Source organism: Pleomorphomonas sp. NRK KF1 (genome assembly GCF_023721755.1).
Lineage (GTDB): Bacteria > Pseudomonadota > Alphaproteobacteria > Rhizobiales > Pleomorphomonadaceae > Pleomorphomonas.
The window spans coordinates 1,031,895-1,057,140 of record NZ_JAMDLH010000001.1 but is presented as its reverse complement, the minus strand read 5'-3'; the positions used below and the strand labels follow the sequence as shown (position 1 = coordinate 1,057,140).

At 65.4% G+C, this 25,246-nt stretch carries 23 protein-coding genes; 19 read left to right on the top strand and 4 right to left on the bottom strand.

Annotated elements, in window-relative coordinates; translation table 11 throughout:
- Positions 1 to 9: 9 nt before the first annotated feature.
- The 13 genes from M4J39_RS04860 (at position 10) to M4J39_RS04800 (ending at position 13,179) form a co-directional block, all read left to right on the top strand.
- A complete protein-coding gene (locus M4J39_RS04860; protein ID WP_251726654.1) occupies positions 10 to 1,395 on the top strand; it encodes a pyruvate dehydrogenase complex E1 component subunit beta in 1,386 nt (461 codons plus the stop codon).
- Positions 1,396 to 1,406: 11 nt separating this feature from the next.
- Complete coding sequence (locus tag M4J39_RS04855) at positions 1,407 to 2,744, top strand: pyruvate dehydrogenase complex dihydrolipoamide acetyltransferase (protein WP_251726653.1); 1,338 nt, start codon at positions 1,407 to 1,409, stop codon at positions 2,742 to 2,744.
- Positions 2,745 to 2,854: 110 nt separating this feature from the next.
- Positions 2,855 to 4,267 carry a dihydrolipoyl dehydrogenase gene (gene lpdA / locus M4J39_RS04850; RefSeq protein ID WP_251726652.1) on the top strand — a complete coding sequence of 471 codons (1,413 nt, stop codon included), beginning with the start codon at positions 2,855 to 2,857 and terminating at the stop codon, positions 4,265 to 4,267.
- A gap of 71 nt (positions 4,268 to 4,338) precedes the next feature.
- Positions 4,339 to 4,587, top strand: a complete 249-nt coding sequence (locus tag M4J39_RS04845; RefSeq protein ID WP_251726651.1) for a GlsB/YeaQ/YmgE family stress response membrane protein — start codon at positions 4,339 to 4,341, stop codon at positions 4,585 to 4,587.
- A 148-nt stretch (positions 4,588 to 4,735) separates the two neighbouring features.
- On the top strand, positions 4,736 to 5,812 hold the full coding sequence (locus tag M4J39_RS04840; RefSeq protein WP_251726650.1) for a methyl-accepting chemotaxis protein: 1,077 nt from the start codon (positions 4,736 to 4,738) through the stop codon (positions 5,810 to 5,812).
- A gap of 103 nt (positions 5,813 to 5,915) precedes the next feature.
- Positions 5,916 to 6,773 carry a shikimate dehydrogenase gene (gene aroE, locus M4J39_RS04835; RefSeq protein WP_251726649.1) on the top strand — a complete coding sequence of 286 codons (858 nt, stop codon included), beginning with the start codon at positions 5,916 to 5,918 and terminating at the stop codon, positions 6,771 to 6,773.
- Positions 6,774 to 6,906: 133 nt separating this feature from the next.
- On the top strand, positions 6,907 to 8,058 hold the full coding sequence (locus M4J39_RS04830) for a cell surface protein (RefSeq protein WP_251726804.1): 1,152 nt from the start codon (positions 6,907 to 6,909) through the stop codon (positions 8,056 to 8,058).
- Complete coding sequence (locus tag M4J39_RS04825) at positions 8,051 to 8,992, top strand: DUF6384 family protein (RefSeq protein ID WP_251726648.1); 942 nt, start codon at positions 8,051 to 8,053, stop codon at positions 8,990 to 8,992. The genes M4J39_RS04830 and M4J39_RS04825 overlap by 8 nt, the downstream gene beginning before the upstream one ends.
- A 129-nt stretch (positions 8,993 to 9,121) precedes the next feature.
- A complete protein-coding gene (locus tag M4J39_RS04820; protein ID WP_251726647.1) occupies positions 9,122 to 10,540 on the top strand; it encodes a hypothetical protein in 1,419 nt (472 codons plus the stop codon).
- Positions 10,541 to 10,669: 129 nt separating this feature from the next.
- Positions 10,670 to 11,638: a lipoyl synthase gene (gene lipA / locus M4J39_RS04815; protein ID WP_251726646.1), complete on the top strand. Its 969-nt coding sequence runs from the start codon at positions 10,670 to 10,672 to the stop codon at positions 11,636 to 11,638.
- 97 nt (positions 11,639 to 11,735) lie between these two features.
- Positions 11,736 to 12,194, top strand: coding sequence for a type II toxin-antitoxin system RatA family toxin (locus M4J39_RS04810; RefSeq protein WP_251726645.1), 459 nt, complete (start codon positions 11,736 to 11,738; stop codon positions 12,192 to 12,194).
- A gap of 18 nt (positions 12,195 to 12,212) precedes the next feature.
- On the top strand, positions 12,213 to 12,839 hold the full coding sequence (locus tag M4J39_RS04805; RefSeq protein WP_251726644.1) for a LysE family translocator: 627 nt from the start codon (positions 12,213 to 12,215) through the stop codon (positions 12,837 to 12,839).
- Between the two features lie 94 nt (positions 12,840 to 12,933).
- Positions 12,934 to 13,179, top strand: coding sequence for a GlsB/YeaQ/YmgE family stress response membrane protein (locus M4J39_RS04800; RefSeq protein ID WP_251726643.1), 246 nt, complete (start codon positions 12,934 to 12,936; stop codon positions 13,177 to 13,179).
- 31 nt (positions 13,180 to 13,210) lie between these two features.
- Here M4J39_RS04800 and M4J39_RS04795 read toward each other — a convergent pair whose 3' ends face one another.
- Positions 13,211 to 14,080 (bottom strand): aldo/keto reductase family oxidoreductase, encoded by an 870-nt coding sequence (locus tag M4J39_RS04795; protein ID WP_251726642.1) that lies wholly within the window; start codon positions 14,078 to 14,080, stop codon positions 13,211 to 13,213.
- A 95-nt stretch (positions 14,081 to 14,175) separates the two neighbouring features.
- On the opposite strand from M4J39_RS04795, the gene M4J39_RS04790 reads away from it, so the two are divergent.
- Positions 14,176 to 15,138 carry a LysR family transcriptional regulator gene (locus tag M4J39_RS04790; RefSeq protein ID WP_251726641.1) on the top strand — a complete coding sequence of 321 codons (963 nt, stop codon included), beginning with the start codon at positions 14,176 to 14,178 and terminating at the stop codon, positions 15,136 to 15,138.
- On the opposite strand, the gene M4J39_RS04785 is transcribed toward M4J39_RS04790, so the two are convergent.
- Together M4J39_RS04785 and M4J39_RS04780 are read right to left on the bottom strand one after the other, a co-directional pair.
- Complete coding sequence (locus M4J39_RS04785; protein WP_251726640.1) at positions 15,084 to 15,596, bottom strand: CinA family protein; 513 nt, start codon at positions 15,594 to 15,596, stop codon at positions 15,084 to 15,086. The two genes, M4J39_RS04790 and M4J39_RS04785, sit on opposite strands and share 55 nt — an antisense overlap.
- 92 nt (positions 15,597 to 15,688) lie before the next feature.
- Positions 15,689 to 16,924: a bifunctional 2-C-methyl-D-erythritol 4-phosphate cytidylyltransferase/2-C-methyl-D-erythritol 2,4-cyclodiphosphate synthase gene (locus M4J39_RS04780; RefSeq protein ID WP_251726639.1), complete on the bottom strand. Its 1,236-nt coding sequence runs from the start codon at positions 16,922 to 16,924 to the stop codon at positions 15,689 to 15,691.
- 168 nt (positions 16,925 to 17,092) lie between these two features.
- Here M4J39_RS04780 and dusB point away from each other — a divergent pair, with 168 nt between their 5' ends.
- The 5 genes from dusB to M4J39_RS04755 all read left to right on the top strand — a co-directional run bounded on the left by dusB (position 17,093) and on the right by M4J39_RS04755 (position 23,469).
- The gene (gene dusB, locus M4J39_RS04775; protein WP_251726638.1) at positions 17,093 to 18,139 is read left to right on the top strand and encodes a tRNA dihydrouridine synthase DusB; all 1,047 of its coding nucleotides are present in this window, start codon (positions 17,093 to 17,095) and stop codon (positions 18,137 to 18,139) included.
- Positions 18,136 to 19,260: a nitrogen regulation protein NR(II) gene (locus M4J39_RS04770; RefSeq protein ID WP_251726637.1), complete on the top strand. Its 1,125-nt coding sequence runs from the start codon at positions 18,136 to 18,138 to the stop codon at positions 19,258 to 19,260. Before dusB ends, M4J39_RS04770 begins: the two co-directional genes overlap by 4 nt.
- Positions 19,261 to 19,274: 14 nt before the next feature.
- Complete coding sequence (gene ntrC / locus M4J39_RS04765; RefSeq protein ID WP_251726636.1) at positions 19,275 to 20,717, top strand: nitrogen regulation protein NR(I); 1,443 nt, start codon at positions 19,275 to 19,277, stop codon at positions 20,715 to 20,717.
- A 638-nt stretch (positions 20,718 to 21,355) separates the two neighbouring features.
- Complete coding sequence (locus M4J39_RS04760; protein ID WP_251726635.1) at positions 21,356 to 22,261, top strand: LysR family transcriptional regulator; 906 nt, start codon at positions 21,356 to 21,358, stop codon at positions 22,259 to 22,261.
- Positions 22,262 to 22,284: 23 nt separating this feature from the next.
- Positions 22,285 to 23,469, top strand: a complete 1,185-nt coding sequence (locus M4J39_RS04755; protein ID WP_251726634.1) for a UbiH/UbiF family hydroxylase — start codon at positions 22,285 to 22,287, stop codon at positions 23,467 to 23,469.
- A gap of 246 nt (positions 23,470 to 23,715) precedes the next feature.
- On the opposite strand, the gene mltG is transcribed toward M4J39_RS04755, so the two are convergent.
- The gene (gene mltG / locus M4J39_RS04750; RefSeq protein WP_251726633.1) at positions 23,716 to 25,014 is read right to left on the bottom strand and encodes an endolytic transglycosylase MltG; all 1,299 of its coding nucleotides are present in this window, start codon (positions 25,012 to 25,014) and stop codon (positions 23,716 to 23,718) included.
- Between the last annotated feature and the right edge of the window lie 232 nt (positions 25,015 to 25,246).

The following is a 25,246-nucleotide window of genomic DNA, read 5'->3' as shown; positions in this document are numbered from 1 at the left end:
TTTTTCAAAATGGCAATCGACATCCTGATGCCGGCGCTGTCGCCGACCATGGAAGAGGGTACGCTCACCAAGTGGCTGAAAAAGGTGGGTGACGATGTGAAATCCGGAGATGTTCTCGCCGAGATCGAGACCGACAAGGCGACGATGGAAATCGAAGCCGTCGACGAGGGCAAGCTGCTTGAAATCCTGGTTGCCGAGGGCACCGAGGGCGTGAAGGTCAATGCGGTGATCGCCCGCGTCGGCGAAGAGGGCGAGGCCGCCACGGGCAAGCCGGAAGCCGGCGAAGCTCCGCAGCCCGCCGCCGAGGCCGCTCCGGCTGAGAAGAAGCAGCCGATGGCGCAGGCATCGAGCACGGTGCCGGCAGCGCCGGCCGTCAAGGCCGAGGCCGATCCGGATATCCCTGCTGGCACTCAGTATGAGAGCAAGACAGTACGCGAGGCGCTCCGCGAGGCCATGGCCGAGGAAATGCGCCGCGACGAAGACGTATTCCTGATGGGCGAGGAAGTCGCCGAGTACCAGGGCGCCTACAAGATCTCCCAGGGGCTTCTGGACGAGTTCGGCGCCCGCCGCGTCATCGATACGCCGATCACCGAGCACGGCTTTGCCGGCATCGGCGTTGGCGCGGCCTTCGCCGGGCTGAAGCCGATCGTCGAGTTCATGACGTTCAACTTCGCCATGCAGGCGATCGACCAGATCATCAACTCGGCGGCCAAGACGCTCTACATGTCCGGTGGTCAGATGGGCTGCCCGATCGTGTTCCGCGGCCCGAACGGCGCCGCCGCCCGCGTCGGCGCCCAGCACAGCCAGGACTATGCCGCCTGGTACGGCATGATCCCCGGCCTCAAGGTGGTGATGCCCTATACGGCCGCCGACGCCAAGGGCCTCCTCAAGGCCGCGATCCGCGACCCCAATCCGGTGATCTTCCTCGAGAACGAGATCCTGTACGGCCATCACTTCGATGTTCCGAAGCTCGATGACTACGTTCTGCCGATCGGCAAGGCGCGTATCCACAAGGCCGGCAAGGACGTGACCATCGTCTCCTTCGGCATGGGCATGACCTATGCCACCAAGGCGGCGGAGGAACTCAGCGGTCTCGGCATCGACGCCGAGGTGATCGATCTCCGTACCATCCGCCCGATGGACATCGAGACCGTGGTCAACTCGGTGAAGAAGACCGGCCGCTGCGTGACGGTCGAAGAGGGCTGGCCGCAGGGCTCGGTGGGCTCGGAGATCGCCTATCAGATCCAGGCCAATGTCTTCGACTATCTCGACGCGCCGGTGGCCCGCGTTACCGGCAAGGATGTGCCGATGCCCTACGCGGCCAATCTTGAGAAGCTTGCCCTGCCGAACGTCGGCGAGGTGGTCGAGGCGGTGCGCGCCGTCACCTATCGCTGAGGAGAGATGAAATGCCGATCAAGATCCTGATGCCGGCGCTCTCTCCCACGATGGAGACGGGCAACCTGACCAAGTGGAACGTCAAGGTGGGGGATGCCGTGAAATCCGGCACGATCCTCGCCGAGATCGAGACCGACAAGGCGACCATGGAGGTCGAGGCGGTCGACGAGGGCACCGTCGCCAAGCTGGTGGTCGCCGAAGGCGCTTCCGACGTGCCGGTCAACGCCGTGATCGCCATTCTGGCCGAAGAGGGCGAGGACGTCGAAGCCGCCGCCTCGGCGGCCGATGGGGCGGCTCCCGCCCCGGCCAAGGCGGATGCGCCGAAGGCAGAAGACAAGGCAAAGCCGGCGGACGCCCCGAAGGCCGAAGCCGCCAAGCCCGAAGCTCCCAAGGCGGAGAGCGCCAAGGCAAGCGACGGCGAGCGTATCTTCGCTTCGCCTCTGGCTCGCCGTGTCGCCAAGGAGAAGGGCCTGGACCTCAAGTCCGTCAAGGGCTCAGGGCCGAAGGGCCGCGTCATCCTGCGCGACGTCGAGGGCGCCGAAGCGGCACCGAAGGCGGCGGCTCCTGCTTCGCAGGCTCAGGCCGCCGCGCCCGCTCCGAAGCCGGCAGGCGCCAGCGACGAGACGACGTTGAAGCTGTTCGATCCGGACAGTTACGAGCTGATCCCGCACGACGGCATGCGCAAGACGATCGCGCGCCGCCTCACCGAGTCCAAGCAGACGGTGCCGCACTTCTACGTCACCGTCGATGTGGAGCTCGATGCGCTGCTCGCCCTTCGCAAGGATATCAACGACGCCGCGCCAACCGTCGACGGCAAGCCGACCTACAAGGTGTCGGTCAACGACATGGTCATCAAGGCCTATGCGCTGGCGCTGAAGGCCGTGCCGGACGCCCACGTGTCCTGGACCGATGGCGGCATGTTGAAGCACAAGCACGCCGATGTCGGCGTCGCCGTGTCGATCCCCGGTGGCCTGATCACGCCGATCGTCCGCAGGGCCGACGAGAAGGGCCTGTCCACCATCTCCAACGAGGTGAAGGATCTGGCCAGGCGCGCCAAGGACCGCAAGCTGAAGCCCGAAGAATACCAGGGCGGCACTACTTCGGTGTCCAACCTCGGCATGTTCGGCGTCAAGGACTTCGCCGCCGTCATCAACCCGCCGCACGCTACCATCCTGGCGGTCGGCGCGGGTGAGCAGAGGGCGGTGGTCAAGGGCGGCCAGCTGGCCGTCGCCACCGTGATGAGCGTCACGCTCTCCACCGATCACCGCGCCGTCGACGGCGCGCTCGGCGCCGAGCTTCTCAAGGCGTTCAAGGGCTTCATCGAGAAGCCGATGTCGATGCTGGTGTGACGGAACACCTCCGTCGTGCGTTTCGGGAGGCGGTCGCCGGCTCTGCCGGCGCCGCCTGCTTCCGGCGCGAGGCCCGGCCCGCGCCGACCCAAGATTGAAGGCATAGACCCATGTCCCAGTATGACATCCTGATCATCGGCTCCGGCCCCGGCGGCTATGTCGCCGCCATCCGCGCCGCCCAGCTCGGCCTCAAGGTCGGCGTCGTCGAACGCGCCTATGTCGGCGGCATCTGCCCCAACTGGGGGTGCATTCCGGCCAAGGCGCTGCTGCGCTCGGCCGAGATCTTCCACTATATCGAGCACGCGGCCGACTATGGCATCAAGGCCGAGAAGCCGGGCGCCGACGTTGCCGGCATCGTCAAGCGGTCGCGCGGCATCGCCCAGCAGATGAGCCAGGGCGTCGGTTTCCTGCTCAAGAAGAACAAGGTCGACCTGATCTGGGGCGAGGCGACGATCGCCGCCCCCGGCAAGGTCAAGGTGAAGGCGGTTGATGGCGCGCCCAAGGGCTGGCTGCCGGCCGGCGACTACGAGGCCAAGCACATCATCGTGGCGACCGGCGCCCGTCCGCGCGTGCTGCCGGGCCTGGAGCCGGACAAGAAGCTGGTCTGGACCTATTTCGAGTCGATGGTTCCCGAAGAGCTGCCGAAGCGTCTTCTGGTGGTTGGCTCGGGTGCCATCGGCATCGAGTTCGCGAGCTTCTACCGGGCTCTCGGTTCCGAAGTGACCGTCGTCGAGGTGATGAGCCAGGTGATGCCGGTCGAGGATCACGAGATCGCCGAGCTCGCCAAGAAGCGCTTCGAGAAGGCCGGCATGAAGATCCTTCTGGAGGCCAAGGTCGCCTCGCTGAAGAAGGGCTCAAACGAGGTGACGGCCACCATCGAACTCAAGGACGGATCCAAGCAGGAGATCGTCGCCGACCGCGTCATCTCGGCGGTGGGCGTCGTCGGCAACGTCGAGAACCTTGGGCTCGAGGCGCTGGGCGTGAAGCTTGATCGCGGCACGATCGCGACCGACGGTCTCGGCCGCACCAACGTGCCGGGCATCTATGCCATCGGCGACGTCGCCGGTCCGCCGATGCTGGCCCACAAGGCCGAGCACGAGGGCACGCTGTGCGTCGAGGCGATCGCCGGCCTGCATCCTCACCCGATGGACAAGCTGCAGATCCCCGGTTGCACCTACTGCCACCCGCAGGTGGCCTCCGTCGGCCTGACCGAGAAGAAGGCCAAGGAAGCCGGTTTCGAGCTGAAGATCGGCCGCTTCCCGTTCATTGGCAACGGCAAGGCGGTGGCGCTCGGCGAGCCCGAAGGCCTCGTGAAGACCATCTTCGATGCGAAGACCGGCCGTCTGCTCGGCGCGCATCTGGTTGGCGCCGAAGTGACGGAGATGATCCAGGGCTTCGTCGTCGCCATGCAGCTTGAGACCACCGAGGAAGAGCTGATGCACACGGTGTTCCCGCACCCGACCGTCAGCGAAACCATGCATGAGAGCGTACTTGCCGCCTACGGTCGCGCCATCCATATTTGAGATGCGAATCGCAATTTAACGCAGAGGCCGGCGGCGATCCCGCCGGCCTTTTCATGTTCAGGAGACACCCGATGCAGGGTCATGCCTTTCTCGTCTGGGGCGCCATTGGCCTTCTTGCCGGTTGGCTCGCGAGCTTCGTGGTCGGCGGTGGTGGCCTCATCCGCTATCTCGTGTCGGGCCTGATCGGTTCGTTCGTCGGCGGTCTGGTACTGCAATGGACCGGCATCAATCTTCCCATTGCAAGTCCGTTCCTGCACGAAGTTGCCGTCGCCACCATCGGTGCGATCATCTTCGTTTTTCTGGCGCGCATGGTCGTCTGAGCGGTTTCTATGCGCGGCGCTTGCATTGCAGAGCCATTCTGCAAATAAAAACAGCAGCTCCTTATGTAGTTCCTCGATTGTTGTTTTTACTTTGTTAACGGGGTCGATGCGACTCTTCGCAAAGCAAATGCAGTGATCGGGGGATCGGATGACAGCTTCGGTTGTATCCATTCGCGATATTTCGTCAAAGTCGGCCTCCGTCCAGGAAATCGCCTTCAACAAGGTGGGCCAGATCAGGGCGATCAATCGCCGCATGCGGATCCTGGCCCTCAACGCGTTGATCGAAGCCGAGCGGGCCGGGGAGGCCGGACGCGGCTTTGCGGTGGTCAGCCAGGAAGTGCGCGGCATTTCCGAAGAGGTGGAGAAGCTGTCGACTGCGCTCGAAGCCGAGCTGGCCTCCGAGATCGGCGAGATTTCCTCTCTGGTCCAGGAGATGAGCCAGTCGTCGCAAGGACAACGGCTGGTCGATCTGGCGCTCAACGCCATCGAGATCGTCGATCGCAATCTTTACGAACGCACCTGCGACGTGCGCTGGTGGGCCACCGACTCAGCCTTTGTCGATGCCATGACGGAGCCCGGGGAGGCCGCGTTCGCCTATGCGGCCCGGCGTCTCGATGTCATTCTTCGCGCCTACACCGTCTATCTCGACATCTGGCTCTGCGATACCCAAGGCAAGGTCGTGGCCACCGGTCGAGGCGGTCGTTTTCCCGTGGCTGGCGCCGACGTCTCCTCGCGCCCGTGGTTCCGCACGGGCATGGGCCTCAGGACCGGAGACGATTTTCACGCCGAGGACATCGCCCGCGAGCCGCTTCTGGCCGACACCATGGTCGCCACCTTCGTCACGCCAGTACGAACCGGAGGCGAGGCCGACGGTCGTCCTATCGGCCTTCTCGCCATCCACTTCGATTGGGAGCCCCAGTCAAAGACCATCGTCGAGGGTGTCCGCCTGACCGACGAAGAATGGGCGATGAGTCGCGTGCTGATCGTCGACCGCGACAATCGCGTCATTGCCTCGTCGGACGGGGCCGGCCTGTTGACTGAGAAGCTCTCGGCGTTCGCTGACGCGGCGGCGGGCTGGCAGGTGCGCGACGGACGGATTGTCGCCCAGCACGCCACGCCCGGCTATGAAACCTACCGTGGCCTCGGCTGGCGTGGTGTGATCGAACAGCGGCTCGTCGCCGACAAGCCCTCGGCAACGGTGACGCCGCTCAAGGGGCGCCGCTAGCTGTCAAGGCCGACGGTAGCGTTTTCAATCCGGTGTCCAGGCGGTAAGGTCGCTCGGAGGAGGGGCGTGGCGGCATGTCCGCCCTTCGCTGGAGGATGACGCCATGCCGGTCGAGGTCAACTTTCTCAGCCTTCTCACGGGCTGCTTCGCGACACCGGTGGCCGAGAACCCGACGGTCGCCATGGTCGAGGCCGCCTATCGCGCCATGGGCCTCGACGCGCGCTACATCAACTGCGACGTGGCTCCGGCCGACTTGGGCGATGCGGTGCGTGGTGCTCGCGCCATGGGCTGGCGCGGCTTCAACTGCTCGCTGCCGCACAAGGTGGCAGTGATCGATTTCATCGACGAGTTGGCCTCTTCGGCCGAGATCATCGGCGCCGTCAACTGCGTCATCAACGAGGACGGCCGGCTGATCGGCGAGAACACCGACGGCAAGGGGTTTCTCACCTCGCTCAAAACGGTGAGCGATCCCAAGGGCAAGCATGTCGTGGTGCTCGGTGCCGGCGGTGCGTCGCGGGCGATCGCCGTGGAGACGGCGCTGGCCGGCGCGGCCTCGATCACCGTCGTCAACCGCGACGAGGCGCGCGGCAGAGCCGTGGTCCAGCTTGTGGCGGCGCATACCCCGGCTGCGGCTGAGTTCGTGTCGTGGAAGGGAAACTATGTGGTTCCCGAGGATGTCGACATTCTCATCAACGCGACGTCGATCGGTCTTTTCCCGGGTGTCGGCGATGTTCCCGCTGTCGACTTCACCACGGTTCGTCCGGGCCTTGTGGTGGCGGATGTCATTCCGAACCCTCCGCACACCGCCTTTCTCCGGATGGCGGAGACGCATGGTGCCACAACGCTCGACGGTCTCGGCATGCTGGTCAACCAGGGCGTCATCGGCATTCGCCTGTGGACGGAGCGCGAACCTGACGCCAAGGTGATGCGGGACGCGCTGGAGGCTGTGTTCGGCGCCTGAATTTTCGCTGAACGTCTGCTTGCGGCGGCTTGAGAGATTACTACATTTTCCGCGACGCCCCGCGGACGTTTATCCGCGCTTCCGGTGACTGAGGGAAACGGCCTTGACCACGACCGACATTGTGAAAACGCCCATGCAGTATCTCGACAAGGCGATGGGCGGCTTGCGCGACCTCGGCCTTTTGCCGGCCAGAACCGAGGAGGCGCCGATCGTCGGTCTTCTCGAGCGGATCACCGATCTCGACCCCGACAGGATCGCCGTCATTACCCGGACGCTCAGCCAGATGAGCGTGTTCAACGAGGTGGTGCGCGAGCAGATTTCCGAAATGTCGATCGGCGAGCGCTACGAGAAGATCACGCAGGGTTTCAACTCGATCCGCGACGACGCCAAGGCGATGGTCGACCAGATCTCCGACGGCAAGCTCGACCTGTTCGAGCGGGCCACCAACGCCTGGATGAAGATTTCGCGCGGCGATATCGCCAGCCGCTTCGACAGCATTCGCGACACCTACATAGAAGTGGCCCGCGACACCAAGACCAACATCGAGCGCGAGCAGGTGATCCTTGAAGCCTATCGCGATTTCCGGGGCGCGCTGAAGCAGGCCGAGGTGGCCGCGCTGGAAGTGCTGAAGGCGGGCGAGGCCAAGCTCGCCGTCGCCAAGGACGAACTCACCAAGGCGTCCGAAGCGGTGGCAGGATTCGCGGGTACGGACGCCTCCGAGCGGGCGCGGCTGGAGCTTACCCGCGACGAGAAGCTCCGGGCGATGCAGAACGAGGAAGGCCGATACCAGATCGCCAAGGACCTCGCCGACAACCTCACCGTCGGCTACAACACGTCCGAAGTGATCATGGCGCGCCTCCTGCAGACGACGTCGGCGAAGGAGCGCGTCTATCAGCAGTCCGTTTCCTTTTTCACGACCAACGAGTCGGTGCTGACGGCGCTGAAGGCGTCGTTCACCGGCGTGTTCGGCCTTCACGAGTCGACACAGACGCTCAACTCCATGAAGGAGGGCGTCTCGAAGTCGCTGGAAGTGCTGGCCGACATCGGCGGCAAGGTGCAGGAAGAGGCGCTGAAGGCCGGTTATGGCCCGACGGTCCGCGCCGACGCGGTGAAGAAGCTGGTCGACAGCGTGGTCAACTACCAGGAGCGCTCGACCGAGATCATCGCCGAGATGCGGACGCTGGCCACCAAGAACTCCGAGGAGATCCGGGCCGCCGTCGAGGACGGCAAACGGCGGATCGCCCGCCTTGCCGAGCAGGGCAACGCGCTGGTGCTGAATGGCTGACATCGCTCAGGGCGGCGCGGCCGCCCCAAAACTCGACGAGCTGATGCTGGCGATGGACGTGGTCGACACGCTTCGTCACCAGGAAGGGCTCGTCGAGAAGGCGCTCAGCGAGGACAGCCGCGACGCCACGCTGAAGGAAAGGCTCCGGACGCTCTACGAAGGGCAGGGGCTCAAGGTCTCCGACCGCATCCTTGATGATGGTATTCGGGCCCTGAAGGAGAGCCGCTTCACCTACGATCCGGCGCCGCCGTCCTTCGCCCGGACGATGGCGCTGCTCTGGGTCGGGCGCGCCATGGTGGCCAAGGTGGTGGCCGGCGCGCTTGTCGCCCTCATTATGCTGGGTGGCGTCACCTATTGGCGGGTCACGTCGGCCGAACGGGCAAGCGAGGCGGCGCGGATCGAGATGTCCGTGACGCTGCCCGAAACCGTCGACACGGCCGAGGCCGCGCTGGTGACCGAAGCGCTGACTTCCGATGCCAAGGCAGAGGCCGAGCAGCGCGTCGCCGCCGCCCGGGCGGCAGTCGCCGGCGGGAATGCTGCCGCGGCGCGCCAGGCGGTGGCGGCTCTGGCCGATCTGCGGGCGACACTGGCCCAGACCTACGAACTCAGGATCGTGTCGCGGCCCGGCGAGCGGACGGGCGTGTTCCGGGTTCCCGACGTCAACACCCAGGCGCGCAACTACTATCTGATCGTCGAGGCGGTGACGCCGTCCGGCGACGCCCTCAAGCTGCCGATTACCAGCGAGGAGGACGGAACGGTCAAGACGGTCGACAAGTGGGGCGTTCGCGTTCCCAAGGCGACCTATGACAAGGTGGCGGCCGACAAGAGCGACGACGGCATCGTCGAGGACAACATTCTCGGCGAGAAGCCGCGCGGCAGCCTCGCGCCCGTCTATGAGATGGATGTTCTCGCTGGCGCCATCACCAGCTGGTAAGCCCACCTAGGGCATTTCCGGCAAACCCTGGTTCGCCGAAAACGCTCTAACTATTTGTTTCGCCGCAATTTCGGACGCAAAGCCGCTTTCCACTTTTGCTGAAATTGCTCTAGAACCCAAGGAAGCAGAATGATTTCCGCGCAGCAGGCGCTCAACGACATCGAACGGGCGATCCTCGGGGTTCGGCGCGACGAAGATCGCCTTGTCGCCATGCTGGCCGACACCAAGGCCGAGGGCGACCGTCTCCGGACCGAGAAGGCCGACGCCTTTCGGGCGCTGGCCCGATTGAGGCTCGACGCCATCGCCCGTGACGAGGTGGTCGGCGAACTGGACAGCGTCGAGCGCCGGGCTCGTGTCGTGCTCGACAAGCGCAGAGACCGGCTGTCCGAGCTGAAGGCCAGCCGCGAAGGTGCCTTGCTGAAGCTCGATGCGCTGGAAGACAAGCGCGAAGAGGCCGTCAAGCTGCGCGACGAGGCAATCGATGCGGTCGAGGCGAAGACGGATGCCGTCGAGGCGCGTCTTGCAACCGAAGACGAGTGGCAGAGCCTTACCGCCGCGATCAAGGCGGCTGAGACAACGGCGACGGCAGCCGAAGAGAAGCGACGCCAGGCCGAGGAAGATCGCGCCGTGAAGGGCAAGCCCTACGAGGACGATCGGCTGTTCTTCTATCTCTGGCAGCGTGGCTACGGCACGTCCACCTACCGGGCGGGGCCGCTGACGCGCTACTTCGATGGCAAGGTCGCACGGCTCGCCGGCTATGACGCGGCGCGCGTCAACTATTTCATGCTCACCGAGATTCCCTTGCGCCTCGCCGAGCATGCGGAGCGCCTCAAGGCCGATGTCGCAAGTGCCATCGCGGCCCGCCAGGCTCACGAACGGGCAGCGCTGGAGGCCGATGGCATCGTGCCGCTCGAAGCCGCCGTGGCGGATGCCGACCGGGCGCTGGCCAAGGTGGAAACCGACATCGCCCGCGTCAGGTCCGACGTCGACAGCATCGACAAGGAAACGGCGACGGCGCTCGACGACAACGGCGATCCGGCGGTGCGCGGCGTGATCGACGACCTGGCCGGCACGCTGGCCCGCGCCGACATGGTGGACCTCGTCCGCCGCGCCGAAGCGACCCCGACGCCGGAAGACGATCGCATCGTCAAGCGGTTGCGCCAGATCGAGCGCGATCTCGTTCGCGTCGATGCCCAGGCTGATGAACTTCGGCGTACGTCGATCGATATCGCCAACAAGCGGCAGGAATTGGAGCACTCGCGCGACACCTTCCGCCGCAATGGCTATGATCGCCCCAACGGCAGCTTCTCCAATGGCGAAGTGATCGGCAACCTGATCGGCGGCATCATTTCCGGCGCCATCACGGCGGCCGTGCTGGAAGGGGCTTTCCGCGATGGTTATCGACGCGGCAGGTCTCCCCGCCGCGACGATTTCGGTGGCGGCCATTGGGGTGGCGGCGGATCCTGGGGCGGCGGCTCAGGCGGCGGCGGCTTCCGAACGGGCGGCGGCTCGGGTGGTGGCGGGTTCAAGACCGGCGGCGGCTTCTAGCCCCAGCATGACGACGGCGCAGGCCAGATGTGACGGGAGCGGCATGGCCCGTTCTCCGTAGTTTTGCTAGGAAGTTGATCATAGAAGACCGACTGAGGGTCGGCCAGAACGGGCAGAAAGCGACGGACGATGGTCACCATTCTCGATACCGTGAAGACAGCGCCGAAGGCGCGCCATCCCGAGAAGGCCAACCGCCCGGACAATCCGATCCAGCGCAAGCCGGAGTGGATCCGCGTCAAGGCGCCGGGTTCGCCGGTCTACAAGGAAACGCAGGGCATCGTGAAGGAGAACGGTCTCTTCACGGTCTGCGAGGAGGCGGGCTGCCCCAACATCGGTGAATGCTGGTCGAAGAAGCACGCCACCATGATGATCATGGGCGACACCTGCACGCGCGCCTGCGCCTTCTGCAACGTCAAGACCGGCCTGCCGGCGCCTCTGGACCCAACCGAGCCGGAGAACGTGGCGCTGGCGGTCGAGAAGCTGGGGCTCCTGCACGTCGTCATCACGTCGGTCGACCGCGACGATCTCAAGGACGGCGGCGCCGAGCATTTCGCTCAGGTGATTCGTGCCATTCGCGCCCGGTCTCCGTCGACCACCATCGAGGTGCTGACGCCCGACTTTCTCAGGAAGGAAGGCGCCCTGGAAGTCGTGGTGGCGGCCAAGCCCGACGTCTTCAACCACAATCTCGAGACGGTACCCTCGAACTACCTCACCGTTCGTCCCGGCGCCCGCTATTTCCACTCCATCCGCCTCCTGCAGCGGGTGAAGGAACTCGATCCCACCATCTTCACCAAGTCCGGCATCATGGTCGGTCTTGGTGAGGAGCGGAACGAGGTGCTGCAGCTGATGGACGACCTGCGTTCGGCCGACGTCGACTTCCTGACCATCGGCCAGTATCTGCAGCCGACCTCCAAGCATCACCCCATCATCCGCTTCGTGCCGCCGGACGAGTTCAAGTCCTATGAAACCATTGCCTACACCAAGGGTTTCCTCATGGTGTCGTCCAGTCCGCTCACCCGGTCGTCTCATCACGCCGGCGAGGATTTCGCGCAGCTTCGCGCCAACCGCGAGAAGAAGCTTGCCGAGGCAAAGGGCTGAGCCCCTCAGCATTGCGTTTCGACACGAAGTCTGAAAAGCGTAAGGCGGCCCAACCAGCCGCCTTGTTTCTTGCTGACCAACAGGACCCTATCGGACAATGCCGACCTTCGAGACCGTGCGCCACGTCAACCATAGCCCGGAGCGGATGTTCGATCTGGTGGCCGACGTCGAGAAATACCCCGAGTTCGTGCCGCTCTGCGAGCGCCTGATCGTCCGGCAGCGCCGCGTCGACGAGGCGGAGCACGAGGTGCTGATCGCCGATCTCACCGCCGGCTATGGTCCGGTGCGCGAGACCTTCACCTCGATGGTGACGCTCGATCGCGCCGCGCTTGCCATCAAGGTCGAATATATCGACGGCCCATTCCGTTTCCTCGACAACAGGTGGAACTTTACGCCGCGCGACGGCGGCGGCTCCGATATCCACTTCTGGATCTCATATGAGTTTCGCAGCCGGATGCTCGGCGCCCTGATGGGGTCGATGTTCGATCGAGCTTTCCGCAAGTTCTCCGAAGCTTTCGAACGGCGCGCCGATGCGCTTTACGGCGTCAGCGCCTGATCGAAGCGGGAGGTGAACATGGGGCTCGTCGTCAATCTTCCGATCATCCTGTCCGCCGCCTTCATCGCCACCGCCAGCCCCGGACCGGCGACACTTGGCATTGCCTCGATGTCCGCGGGTGCCGGCCGGCATCGCGGCGTCGCCATGGCGCTTGGCGTCGTGACCGGCTCGCTCACCTGGTCGGCCGCCGCCGCGCTCGGCCTTGGTGCGGTCATGCTGGCCAATGCCTGGATCCTGGAAGCAGTCCGCTACGCCGGTGCCGGCTATCTGCTCTATCTCGCCATCAAGTCGGCATGGAGCGCGCTACATCCCCAGACGCTGACACTGGGCGCGACGGGCTTGGTGACGCCGGGAGAGGCCTATCGCAAGGGCCTGCTGCTCCATCTCACCAATCCCAAAGCCATCCTGTTCTTCGGTGCCTTGTACTCGGTTGGCGTGCCTCCGGATGCTCCGTCGGTCACGCTGCTGGCGGTCATCCTGGCCGTCGGCTTGCAGAGCACGCTGATCTTCCTGACCTACGCCCTGTTGTTCTCCTCGGCGGCGGTGGCCTGCCTTTTCGCCCGTGTCCGTCGCGCGTTCGACGGACTGCTCGCGGTCGCCTTTGGCTATGCCAGCTTCAAAATCCTGACGGCGCATCTTCGGTGAGAAAGACGATGCCGGTTCTCGCGTCGCCATGCCTCTTTCCGACGCAGTGAGCGCATCTTACATTGACGGCCATGATCGATCATGGAGGCCCGGAATGGCAGGCGTCGGCATCATTGGAACCATCATCATCGGGTTGCTGGCCGGCTGGCTGGCCGAGCGCTTCACCCGCTCCGATCATGGTCTTCTGACCAATCTCATTCTCGGCGTGGTCGGCGCCGTGGCGTTTGGCTGGGCGGCCGGTCAGCTCGGCTTCTTTCCGCGCGGCTGGATCGCCAACCTGATCGGCGGCACCATCGGCGCCGTCGTCATCATCTCGCTCTATCGCCAGTTCAGGCGGTGAGGCGCGGCTGAGCCGCAGCCTCACCGGTGCGTCACGCCTTGCCGATGGCGTCGAGCTCCGCGAGCGTCGCGCCGTCGAGCTCGATGTTCGCCGCCGCGAGGTTTTCCTCGAGATGGCCAAGCGACGACGTGCCCGGAATGAGCAGGATGTTGGGCGAGCGCTTGAGCAACCAGGCGAGCGCCAGCTGCATTGGCGTGACGCCAAGCCGTTTTGCCAGTGCGCTCAGCGTGTCCGACTGCAACGGTGAGAAACCGCCCAGTGGGAAGTAGGGCACATAGGCGATACCCTCGGCGGCAAGCTCGTCGATCAGGGCGTCGTCGTCTCGTCGGACCAGATTGTAGAGGTTCTGGACGCAGACGATGTCGACGATGCGACGGGCCGCCTTGACCTGCGCCGAAGTGACGTGGCTGACGCCGATATGGCGGATGAGCCCCTGCCGCTGCAACTCCGCCAGCACTTCGATCTGCGGTTCGACCGGTCCTTCGGCCGGGTGATGCGGATCGAACATGAAACGCATGTTGACGACGTCGAGAGTCTCCAGGCCGAGGTTGCGAAGGTTGTCGTGAACGGCCGAGCGCAGTTCGTCGGGGGCATCGGCCTTGAGCCACGAGCCGTCCGCACCACGCTTGCCGCCGACCTTGGTGACGATGGTGAGATTATCAGGGTAGGGATGCAGCGCCTCGCGGATGATCTCGTTGGTGACATGCGGGCCATAGAAGTCGCTGGTGTCGATGTGATCGACGCCGGCAGCGATCGCCGCCCTGAGCACGGCTACGGCCTGCGGCCTATCCTTGGGCGGCCCGAAGACGCCGGGGCCGGCGAGCTGCATGGCGCCATAGCCGAGTCGCTTCACGGTGCGGTCGCCGAGGCGGTAGGTTCCGGATTTGTCGATGGATGACATGACTTTCTCCTGCGCTGGTGGACCTCAGAGATAACCCCTGGTCGCTGTGCGGATAACGGGCTAATGTCGGCACAAGCTGTACGGACAACCGAACAATGAGCGTGGACTTCGGCGATATCTCGGCATTCCTGGCGATCGTGAAGGCCGGTGGTTTCCGCGACGCGGCGCGTGCGACGGGCGACAGTGCCTCGCGGCTCAGCGAGGCGGTGCGGCGGCTTGAAGCGCGGCTGGGGGTGCGGCTTCTCCATCGTACCACACGCAGTGTCGAACTGACGGCCGTCGGCCGGGAGCTTGCCGACCGTCTGGCGCCCGCCATCGCCGAGGTGGACCTGGCGCTCGACGTCGTCAACGGCTATCGCGAGCGGATCGCCGGGCGGCTCAAGCTCAACGTGCCCGTCAGCGCGGCGCGGCTGGTGCTGCCGGACATCGTGCCACCCTTCCTTGCCGCCTATCCCGATATCCATCTCGAAATCGTTGCCGAGGACACCTTCGTCGATCTGGTGGCGTCGGGTTGCGATGCCGGCATCCGCTATGACGAGCGGCTCGAACAGGACATGATCGCCGTGCCGATCGGGCCGCGCCGCCAGCGGTATGCGCTCGCGGCGTCGCCTGCCTATCTCGACGGACACGGACGGCCGATCCATCCGCGCGATCTTCTTGTCCACAACTGTATCCGCAGCCGCTTTGCCAGTGGAGCCGTCGCGCCTTGGGAGTTGGAGCGGGATGGCGAAGTCTTCCGCGTCGACGCGACGGGACAACTGGTCGTCGGGACCGGAGCGTCGGAGCTGATGGTGGCCTCCGCTATCGCAGGCGTCGGCATCATGGGGCTCTTCGAGGACTGGATTCGGCCGCACTTCTCAAGCGGAGCGCTGGAGCCGGTCCTGGAGCCGTGGTGGCCGGGCTTTTCCGGCCCCTTCCTGTATTACCCCGGGCGCCGGCTGGTACCCGCGCCGCTCCGTGCGTTCATCGATTTCATCAAGGCGCGCAACGTGGCGCCGCCCGATCAGGCGGTAAGGCTCCAGTCGGCGACGGCCTCTTCCAGCATGGCGAGCGCCTGAGTTACGGCGGAATAGCGCACGGCGGCACGATCGAGGCTGCCGAAGCGTCTTTCGGCGTGGATGGTCGCGCGACCCTTTCCTGCACAGGCGAAATGCACAAGGCCAACCGGCTTGTCGGCGGTACCGCCGCCGGGGCCTGCAATGCCGGTAATGGACACGGCAAAGACGGCGCGCGAGTGGGCAAGCGCGCCTTCCGCCATGGCGCGAGCCGTCGCTTCGGAGACGGCGCCGTGGGCGACCAACGTCGCCTCCGGCACGCCGAGCATCTCGATCTTGGCTTCGTTGGAGTAGGTGACGAAGCCGCGTTCGACGACATCCGACGAGCCGGCGATCTCGGTGAGCAGGCCGGCGACCAGACCTCCGGTGCAGCTCTCGGCGGTGGCGATCGTCACGCCCTTGGCGCGCGCTTTCTCGAGGAGGTGCTGGGCGCGAGGCTGCAGGGGCGAAAGGTCGGTCATGGCGATCTCCTTTTCGGCAGTGGGGTATCGTGCAGGCATGAAGGACATATAGGTCGCCGTTCGCTTATCCGAAGGCCGGCGCCCTCTCGATCTCACCGATCGAGCGGCAGCCTGATCGTCGCCGTGGCGATGGCGGCAATACCTTCGCGCCGACCGGCGAACCCCAGCCCCTCGTTGGTGGTCGCCTTGACGCCGACCCGATCGATGGCAATGCCGCAGGCTTCGGCGATGGCCGAGCGCATGGCGTCGCGGTGCGGCCCCACCTTGGGGGCCTCGGCGATGATCGTGACGTCGCAATGGGCGAGGATGCCGCCACGCTCGGCCAAGCGGCGGACCGCGTCCTTCAGGAACAGCGTGGATGCCGCGCCGCGCCATTGCTCATCGGATGGCGGGAAGTGCTTTCCAATGTCGCCGTCACCGAGGGCGCCGAGGATGGCGTCCGTCAGGGCGTGCAGCGCGACGTCGGCGTCCGAGTGTCCCTTGAGGCGCTGGTCATGAGGAATGAACACCCCGCACAGCGTTACGCCGTCACCGGGCTCCAGCACGTGGACATCGTAGCCCGTGCCGACGCGGACGTCGGGGCAGGCGAGGAAAGCCTCGGCGGCAAGATGCTGTTCGGCCATGTCGAAATCCTCCGTGGTGGTCAGCTTGACGTTGTCGGCGCCGCCGTCGACGAGCAGCACGCGGTGGCCGGAAAGCTCGGCCACGGCGGCGTCGTCGGTCACGCCGGTGACCCCACGGGCAACGAGCGACCTGTGCGCGGCGACGATTTCCGCGTAGCGAAACCCTTGGGGCGTCGCGGCGCGCCAGAGACCCTCGCGCGGTACGGTCTCGCCCACGTAACCCGACGCATCGGCGCGTTTCACCGTGTCGATCACCGGCACGCCGCAGAGCACGGCGACCTCGTTCCCAAGCGCCTCGATCACCCGGTCGATGGCGTCTCGGCGAATGAAGGGCCGCACGGCATCATGGATCAATACGAAGTCGGGCGCGTGAGCCTCGAGTGCCGAAAGGCCGGCAAGACAACTCGCCTGCCGATCGGCGCCACCTGGAGTTGGCGGCAGAAGACGATGGTCGTCGAGGCCGGCGACCGATGCGGTATAGAGATCACGATCGTCTGGATGGATCACCGTCAGCACGCGATCGATGCCGGGGTGGGCAAGGAAGGCCTCGATCGTTCGGGCAATGACTGGCCGCCCGGCAAGCTGCCGGTATTGCTTGGGTGGCGCACCGGCGCTGGCGGCACGGCTGCCGCGCCCGGCGGCGACCAGAATCACCGCAACGGTGGCGCGAGCGGAAGAATGGGCGGGAGTGGTGCTGGATGGCATCGCCGTTCGCATAGGCTCCACTGGCGACCGAATGGCGGTCGGGGTAGAAATGTGCATTCTCGTTACGTTATTGGCCGGATGACCCGCAAGACGCTTGCGTCATTTCTTCCAAGCAGCTATCAATTGCGTAATTTGTATGCAGCGACTTTTCGTGCACAAGGTGTGAGCATGGCGGTTTCCAAGCCGGATCGCGAGGTAACGACTGCGCCGGCGCCGGAGCTTTGCGTCGGCGGCGTGACAGTGCCTTCACCGGTGTTTCTTGCGCCGATGGCCGGCATCACCGACCTGCCGTTCCGGCGGATCGCGCGCCGTTATGGCGCCGGCCTTACCGTGTCCGAAATGGTGGCATCGGAAACCTTGCTCGACGGCCATCCCGAGACGACGACGCGCGCCGAGGCGGACGACGAGGGACTGCACGTCGTGCAGCTCGCCGGCCGCGAGGCGCGCTGGATGGGCGAGGGCGCCCGCGCGGCGGAAGCCGGCGGCGCCGACATCATCGACATCAACATGGGCTGTCCGGCCAAGAAGGTCGTATCGGGCTATTCCGGCTCGGCGCTGATGCGCGATCTCGATCACGCCCTGACCCTCATCGAGGCCGTGGTCGGTGCCGTCAAGGTGCCGGTGACGCTGAAGATGCGGCTCGGCTGGGATGATAGCTGCCTCAACGCGCCGGAGCTGGCGCGGCGGGCCGAGGCGGCCGGCGTCGCCATGGTGACGGTGCACGCCCGCACCCGCAACCAGTTCTACAAGGGCTCGGCCGACTGGTCGAAGGTGAGGGCGGTGCGCGAGGCCGTGTCCATCCCGTTGGTGGTCAACGGCGATATCGTCGACGCAACATCGGCGCGCGAGGCTCTTCGCCAGTCGGGAGCCGACGCGGTGATGGTCGGCCGGGGCGCCTACGGTCGTCCCTGGCTGGCGGGGCGGATCGCGGCCGCTTTGGCGTCGGGCGGCGAGGCCGAGGCGCCGGACCGGGACGAGATCCTGGGCTCGCTCAAGGCGCAATACGCGCACATGCTCGCCCATTACGGCGAGGGACTGGGGCTCAGGATGGCCCGCAAGCACGTTGGCTGGACCTTTGAAGCGGTGCCGCGCGACGACGGGGCGGCGCCCGGGATCCGCCGGCGGGCGCTGACGGCGGAGACGCCGGAGGCGGTGATGGAAGCCGTGGACGAGTGGTTCGCCGATGGCGCGAGTTTCGAGAGGGTTGCCGCATGACGACGTCTTCATCCGCACCGGGCGCGGAGGTTCCGGCGGAGCGGGATCTCGAAGTGTCGATCCTCAACGCTTTGCCGCATCCGGTGATCATGCTCGATCCGGAAGGGCGGGTCTGCTCGGCCAATGACGCGGCGCAGAACTTCTTCCAATCGAGCGCGGCCGTTCTCGGCCGGCATTCGCTCCGGCATTTCGTGCCCTTTGGCAGCCCGCTCCTGCAACTGGTCGAGCAGGTGCGCGAACGTGGCGCTTCGGTCAACGAGTATCGCGTCGACGTTGGTACGCCGCGCAACGGCGGCGAACGCGTCGTCGATATCTACGCCGCTCCGGCCTCCGATCGCGCGGGCCATGTGGTGATCATGCTGCAAGAGCGCACCATGGCCGACAAGATGGACAAGCAGCTCACCCATCGCGGGGCTGCCCGTTCTGTCACCGGCCTTGCCGCCATGCTGGCGCACGAGATCAAGAACCCGCTCAGCGGCATTCGCGGCGCGGCGCAGCTTCTAGAACAGTCGGCCGACGATGGCGACCGGGCGTTGACGCAGCTGATCACCGACGAGGCCGATCGCATCGTCAAGCTGGTCGACCGCATGGAGGTGTTCTCCGACGAGCGGCCGATCGAGCGCGAGCCGGTCAACATTCACGCCGTGCTGGAGCACGTGAAGCGTCTGGCCCTCAGCGGCTTTGCCCGTGATATTCGCCTCGTCGAGGAATACGACCCGTCGTTGCCGCCGGTCTACGCCAACCGCGACCAGCTGGTGCAGGTGTTCCTCAACCTCGTCAAGAACGCCGCCGAGGCGCTGACCGATACCCCGGACGCCGAGATCGCGCTGACCACGGCCTTCCGTCCGGGCGTGCGGCTTTCCGTACCGGGTACGCGCGAGCGCGTCAGTCTGCCGCTCGAGTTCTGCGTGCGCGACAACGGCCCCGGCGTGCCGGAAGAGATCCAGGGGCACATGTTCGATCCCTTCGTCACCACCAAGACCAACGGCACCGGCCTCGGCCTCGCCCTGGTCGCCAAGATCGTCGGCGACCACGGCGGCGTCATCGAATGCGAAAGCCAGCCGCGCCGCACCACCTTCCGCCTCCTCCTTCCCGCCTACGTCGACAAGACCGCGGACTGAAAGGGTCTTCTCCGATGCCTACCGGCAGCATACTCGTCGCCGACGATGACTCCGCAATCCGCACGGTGCTGAATCAGGCCCTGTCGCGGGCGGGCTATGAAGTGCGTCTCACCTCCAACGCCGCGACTCTGTGGCGGTGGGTCAGCCAGGGCGATGGCGATCTCGTCATTACCGACGTGGTGATGCCCGACGAAAACGCCTTCGATCTGCTGCCGCGCATCAAGAAGGCGCGTCCCGATCTGCCGGTGATCGTGATGAGCGCCCAGAACACCTTCATGACGGCGATCCGCGCCTCCGAAAAGGGCGCCTACGAGTATCTGCCCAAGCCGTTCGACCTCAAGGAGCTGATCTCCATCGTCGGTCGGGCGCTCGCCGAACCCAAGGGCAAGCAGCGGCTCGATGTTGGCGAGGACGGCTCTGAGAACATGCCGCTGGTCGGTCGTTCGCCGGCCATGCAGGAAATCTACCGCGTTCTTGCCCGCCTGATGCAGACCGACCTGACGGTGATGATCACCGGCGAGAGCGGCACTGGCAAGGAACTGGTGGCGCGGGCGCTGCACGATTACGGCAAGCGCCGCACCGGCCCCTTCGTGCCGATCAACATGGCGGCCATTCCGCGCGACCTGATCGAAAGCGAACTGTTCGGCCACGAGAAGGGCGCCTTCACCGGCGCGCAGGCCCGCTCTGCCGGCCGGTTCGAGCAGGCCGAGGGCGGTACGCTGTTCCTCGACGAGATCGGCGACATGCCGATGGACGCCCAGACGCGCCTGCTGCGCGTGCTGCAGCAGGGCGAGTACACCACGGTCGGCGGCCGCACGCCGATCAAGACCGACGTGCGCATCGTCGCCGCCACCAACAAGGATCTCAGGCTGCTGATCAACCAGGGCCTCTTCCGCGAGGATTTGTTCTTCCGCCTCAACGTGGTTCCAATCCGCCTGCCGCCGCTCCGCGAACGCATCGAGGACATTCCCGACCTGGTGCGGCATTTCTTTACGGTCGCCGAGAAAGAGGGGCTTCCATCCAAGCAGATCGAGTCGGCGGCGGTCGAGCGTCTCAAGCGCTATCGCTGGCCGGGCAACATCCGCGAGCTGGAAAACCTCGTTCGTCGCCTTGCTGCGCTCTATCCGCAGGACACCATCACGGTGAACCTGATCGAGGCGGAGCTGGCAACGCCGACGGTGACGCTGGTGGAGGAGGAAACGCCGGCCGATGAGGACCTGTCGGAGTCGGTCGAACGCTTCCTCGCCAAGTATTTCGCCGAATTCGGCGACAACCTGCCGCCACCGGGGCTCTATCACCGGATTCTCAAGGAAGTGGAGTATCCGCTGATCGGCGCGGCGCTGGCGGCGACGCGCGGCAACCAGATCAAGGCTGCCGAGCTTCTCGGCGTCAATCGCAATACTCTTCGCAAGAAGATCCGCGATCTCGACGTTCAGGTGATCCGCAACTCGCGTTGACCCTCGGCTGAGGATTATCCGGGCTGACGCTGGCAGATGGGGATGTAGGTCTCCATCTGCTCGTCAAAGAACAGGAAATCTCGCCGAAGAAAGCTGTCGCGGGCCGTGGGGAGGAGCGCCCGAGTAATCCGCTGGCGCTGAAATCGACGCAGGGATCGTGCCGGATGAGACGGCGCGAAATGGCGGCAGAGAGACGATCCTGAAATCCAATCGCGCGCGCCTTTCTTTGGCGAACGACGTTCGAGTTGTCACAAGCGTACGCGATTACGGCAAGCCGCTCGCGGCAAGTCGGAAAAGGCGCCGACCGAGGTCGACGCCTTTTGCAAACTCCAGCTCAGTTTTCGCCTGCGGTGGCACATTTCCAGAGTTTTCGCGCCAAGTTGACAGGTCTAGTGAATTAGTCCGATAATATAGCGGACCGTTCGCTTGACGATGCTGGTTCTCTGGCAGGGATCGATCAGTTCCAGTTCGTAGTCATATTGACTCTGGTCTGGAAATGACCTTCTCTTCGGCTTCGGCTGCATGAAAAGATGGACGTATTGGTCAGGGGTCATGGCATTGCTCCCTTGTTTCGTCATCTAGATACGGCGACCGATGAATCGGTTCAATCCTTCAAGATTGCAACTTGGCATGCAGAAATGAAACACATCCCCTGGGACTCCTATCAAATCTTCCTGGCAGTCGCCCGCAGCGGCAGCCTCAGCGCCGCGGCCGAGCGCATAGGCCTTTCCAGCGCCACCATCGGCCGGCGCATGCTGGAGCTGGAACGGCAAATGGAGTGCGGATTGTTCGTCCGCAGCCAGGCCGGCTATTCGCTGACCGGCGGGGGGCAGGCGCTGCTCGACCATCTCGTCGGTATGGAGGCGGCCGGCCGCGAGGTGGAGATCTGGAACGCCGGCCTGTGCGGCGCCGTGCGCGTGCGTATCTGCGCCGGGAGCTGGTGCGCCCGCTTCCTGGCCCGCAACCTCGATGTTCTCGTTCAGCCGGGAGATCGGCATGGCATCGATCTCAGCATCGGCGAGGAAAGGGCGTCGCTCGCCCACCGCAGCGCCGACATTGGCATCCGAGCCTTCGAACCGGAGGAAAGCAATCTCGCCGCCGTGCGCCTGCCGGAGGTCGCCTACGCCGTTTATGCGGCGGTCGACATGCCGGAGGATGGCGCCGAGCGTTGGATCGCGGTGACGGAGGAGGCCGCCGTCTCCTGCTACTTGCGCTATCCGCACGAGAAATGGCCGAACAACCTGATTGCCACCGTCAGCCGGGCCGAGGGGCTCCGCCACTCGATCCTGTCCGGGGCCGGGGTCGGGGTGCTGCCGTGCTTTGTCGGCGATGGCGATCCGGAGCTTCGGCGGGTCGGGGACGAGATCGCCGAACTCCGTCACAGAAGCTGGCTGGTCATGAACAACGAGGATCGCCACAGGCCTGAGATCCGCGCGGTGGTCGATCGCATGACGGCGCTGTTCCGCCGCCATGCCGCCTTGTTCGAGGGACGCGGCGAGCGGGGCAGCGTGGCCTTGTCAAATCTGCTCGATGTGGCCACATAGGGCTCCAGTTTTCGGAGCAAGGCATGAGCGAGGCGACGCAACATTTCGACGTGGCCGTGGTTGGGGGAGGGCCGGCGGGTCTCGCCGCGGCGACGGCCGTTGCCGATGCCGGCGCACGCGTGGCCTTGATCGCGCCACGACCAAGCGTCGATGATTGGCGAACCACGGCGCTGCTGGGCGGTTCGGTCGAGTTCCTCGAACGTCATGGCGTCTGGAGCGAACTCGGCGCCGTTGCCGCTCCGCTCCGACGCATGCGCCTTGTCGATGCCTCCGGGCGCCTGTTCCGCGCCCCCGACGTGACGTTCGAGGCGCGCGAGATCGGTCGCGAGCTGTTCGGCTACAATGTTGCCAACGGTCCGCTGGTCGCGGCCCTGTCGGACGCGGTGGCCGCGCGTGCCGATCGCATCGTCCGGTTTGAGGCGTTGTTCAAGACGCTCGGTCACGGAGGGGAGGCTGCCCTTCTGGGCCTTTCCTCCGGAGAGACCGTCTCCGCCGCCCTGGTGATCGCGGCCGATGGGCGCAAGTCCGCTCTGCGCGAGGCTGTCGGGATCGACGTGAGAACCTGGGGCTATCCTCAGGAGGCGCTGGTGCTGACGCTCTCGCACAGCCAGCCGCACCACGACACCTCCATCGAGTTTCACACCGAGGCCGGCCCGTTCACGCTGGTTCCCAACGGACCGGGCCGTTCGTCGCTGGTATGGATGGACCGTCCCGACGTCATCGAGCGTGCGAGCGCTCTCGATGACGCTGCGCTCGGGCTGGAAATCGAACGCCGGTGCGGTTCCGCCCTGGGCGTCATCACAGTGGACAGTCCTCGTCAACGCTGGCCGATTTCCGGTTTTCAAGCGCGAAGGTTGGCTTCGGGCCGCGTCGTTCTTGTGGGAGAGGCTGCGCATGGCTTCCCACCTATCGGCGCGCAGGGTTTCAACCTGACCCTACGCGACATCGAAAGGGTAAGGGACATTGTCCGGGACGCGATGCGCTCATCGACAGGCAAGAGGCTCGATGGGGAGACGGCCGCCCGGACTTACGGCAAGGCGCGCCGTCTCGACGTGTTCGGGCGTGTGACCGGCGTCGACTTTCTCAACCGTTCCCTGCTCAGCGATTTCATGCCCATGCAGCTCGCTCGCGCTACGGGCTTGACGCTTGCTCGCGAGGTCAGGCCGGTCCGGCGGCTTCTGATGCGGGTGGGGCTCGGCGGGCGATAACGGCCCAGGAAGTGAGAAGCCGAGAACGAACGGCCCTTCGGCGGCGCTTCCGTTCCCGCTAAAGCAGTTCCAGCAAAAGTGGGTGCCGGTTTGCGTCCGGAACTGCGTCTTAACAAGGAGATAGAGCTTTTCCGGCGAACCCGAGTTCACCGGAAAAGCTCTAGAAAACGCGGCGCAATCCAGCTCTCATGAATTCCGTCCTGCGGGCCGAAGCTCGGCCCGCAGGACACCTATCTCATGCCGGGATCACTCCGGCTTGGGCTGTGGCAAAACGGGCTGTGCGGCGTCGCGCGGCGTTGCCCCATCGAGCAGATCCTTGGGATCGCCAGCCTTGGCGTCGGATGTCTCGCTGTCGGCATCCGGCGGCAGGTCGATGGCGTCGGGATCCTTGGTGTCCACGTCCGCCTTGCCCGCGGCGGCCTTCTCGCGCTCGATCTTGCGCCATTTGGCGACGTTGCGGTTGTGCTCGGCGAGGCTGGCGGCAAAGATGTGTCCGCCGGTGCCGTCGGCAACGAAGTAGAGGTCCTTGGTGTTGGACGGATTGGCGACCGCCTCCAGGGCGGCCCGCCCCGGGTTGGCGATCGGTCCGGGGGGCAGGCCGTTGATGTGGTAGGTGTTGTAGGGGGTCGGCTTGCCGATGTCGGCGCGGCTGATCGGGCGGCCGAGCGTGCCGGCGCCACCGACGAGTCCATAGATGATCGTCGGGTCGGACTGCAGGCGCATGTTTCTTGCGAGCCGGTTGAGGAACACCGAAGCCACGTGCGGACGTTCGTCGGCCTTGCCCGTTTCCTTCTCCACGATCGACGCCAGCGTGACGAGCTGCTTGGGCTCGGAGAACGGCAGGTCGCGGGCGCGGCCGGCCCAGATCTCGTCGAGCACCTTGGTATGGGCGGCCTTCATCTGCTCGAGAATCTGACTGCGGGAGGCGCCGCGCGTGAAGCTGTAGGTTTCCGGCAGCAGCGTACCTTCGTCCGGTACGGCGGCGACATCGCCGGTCAGGAACTCGTTCTGCTTGAGCCGGTTGACGATCTGCTGCGAGGTCAGCCCCTCGGGAAACGTGATCTGGTGCAGGATCGCCTTGCCAGAGACGAGCATGTTCATGACGCCGCGCATGCTGATGCCGGCCGGAAAGGCATACTCGCCGGCCTTGAGGCGTCCCTGCTGCTGATAGGCGCGCACGCCGCCGATGAAGATATAGTGGCCGAGCATGTCGTAGGGGCTTTCGATGACCCCCTCGGTCTCCAGGATATCGGCAATGCGGGCGACGCCGGAGTCGGCGGGAATGACGACGACCTTGTCCTCGGCGAGCGGACCGGGCTTCTCGAACTCGGCCTTGCCCCAATAGAGAAGGGCTCCCGCAGCGACGACGCCGAGCAGAAGCAGCGTCACCAGGGCGTTCATGACGACGACGATCGGGTTGCGGGCGCGGCGTGACCGCGGCAACGGTGGTGCCTGCTCCGGCGCCAGCGCCTCCCGCGGGCTCTTGGGGTTCAGCCGCGTCTTCATTTCCTGTGTGGTGTCGGCTGCGTCCTGCCTGTCGTCCATGGGTCCTAGTCTCTTCACGGGGGCGCGATCCGCCACTTCCGCCCATGATTGTGGCAGCAGCGCGGAACGGTGGCCGTCAAGGCGCCTTTCGTGAAGGTCGCGGCGTCTTTCCGGCCCGTTCGGGCGAGCTTCCAAGCAACACGCCGACTCCTGCCTTGGCAAGCGCCGCTTTGGTGATTGCCACAGCTTTTGCCTGCCGAATCAAAAGGCCTGCCGGAAAGGAGATCCGGCA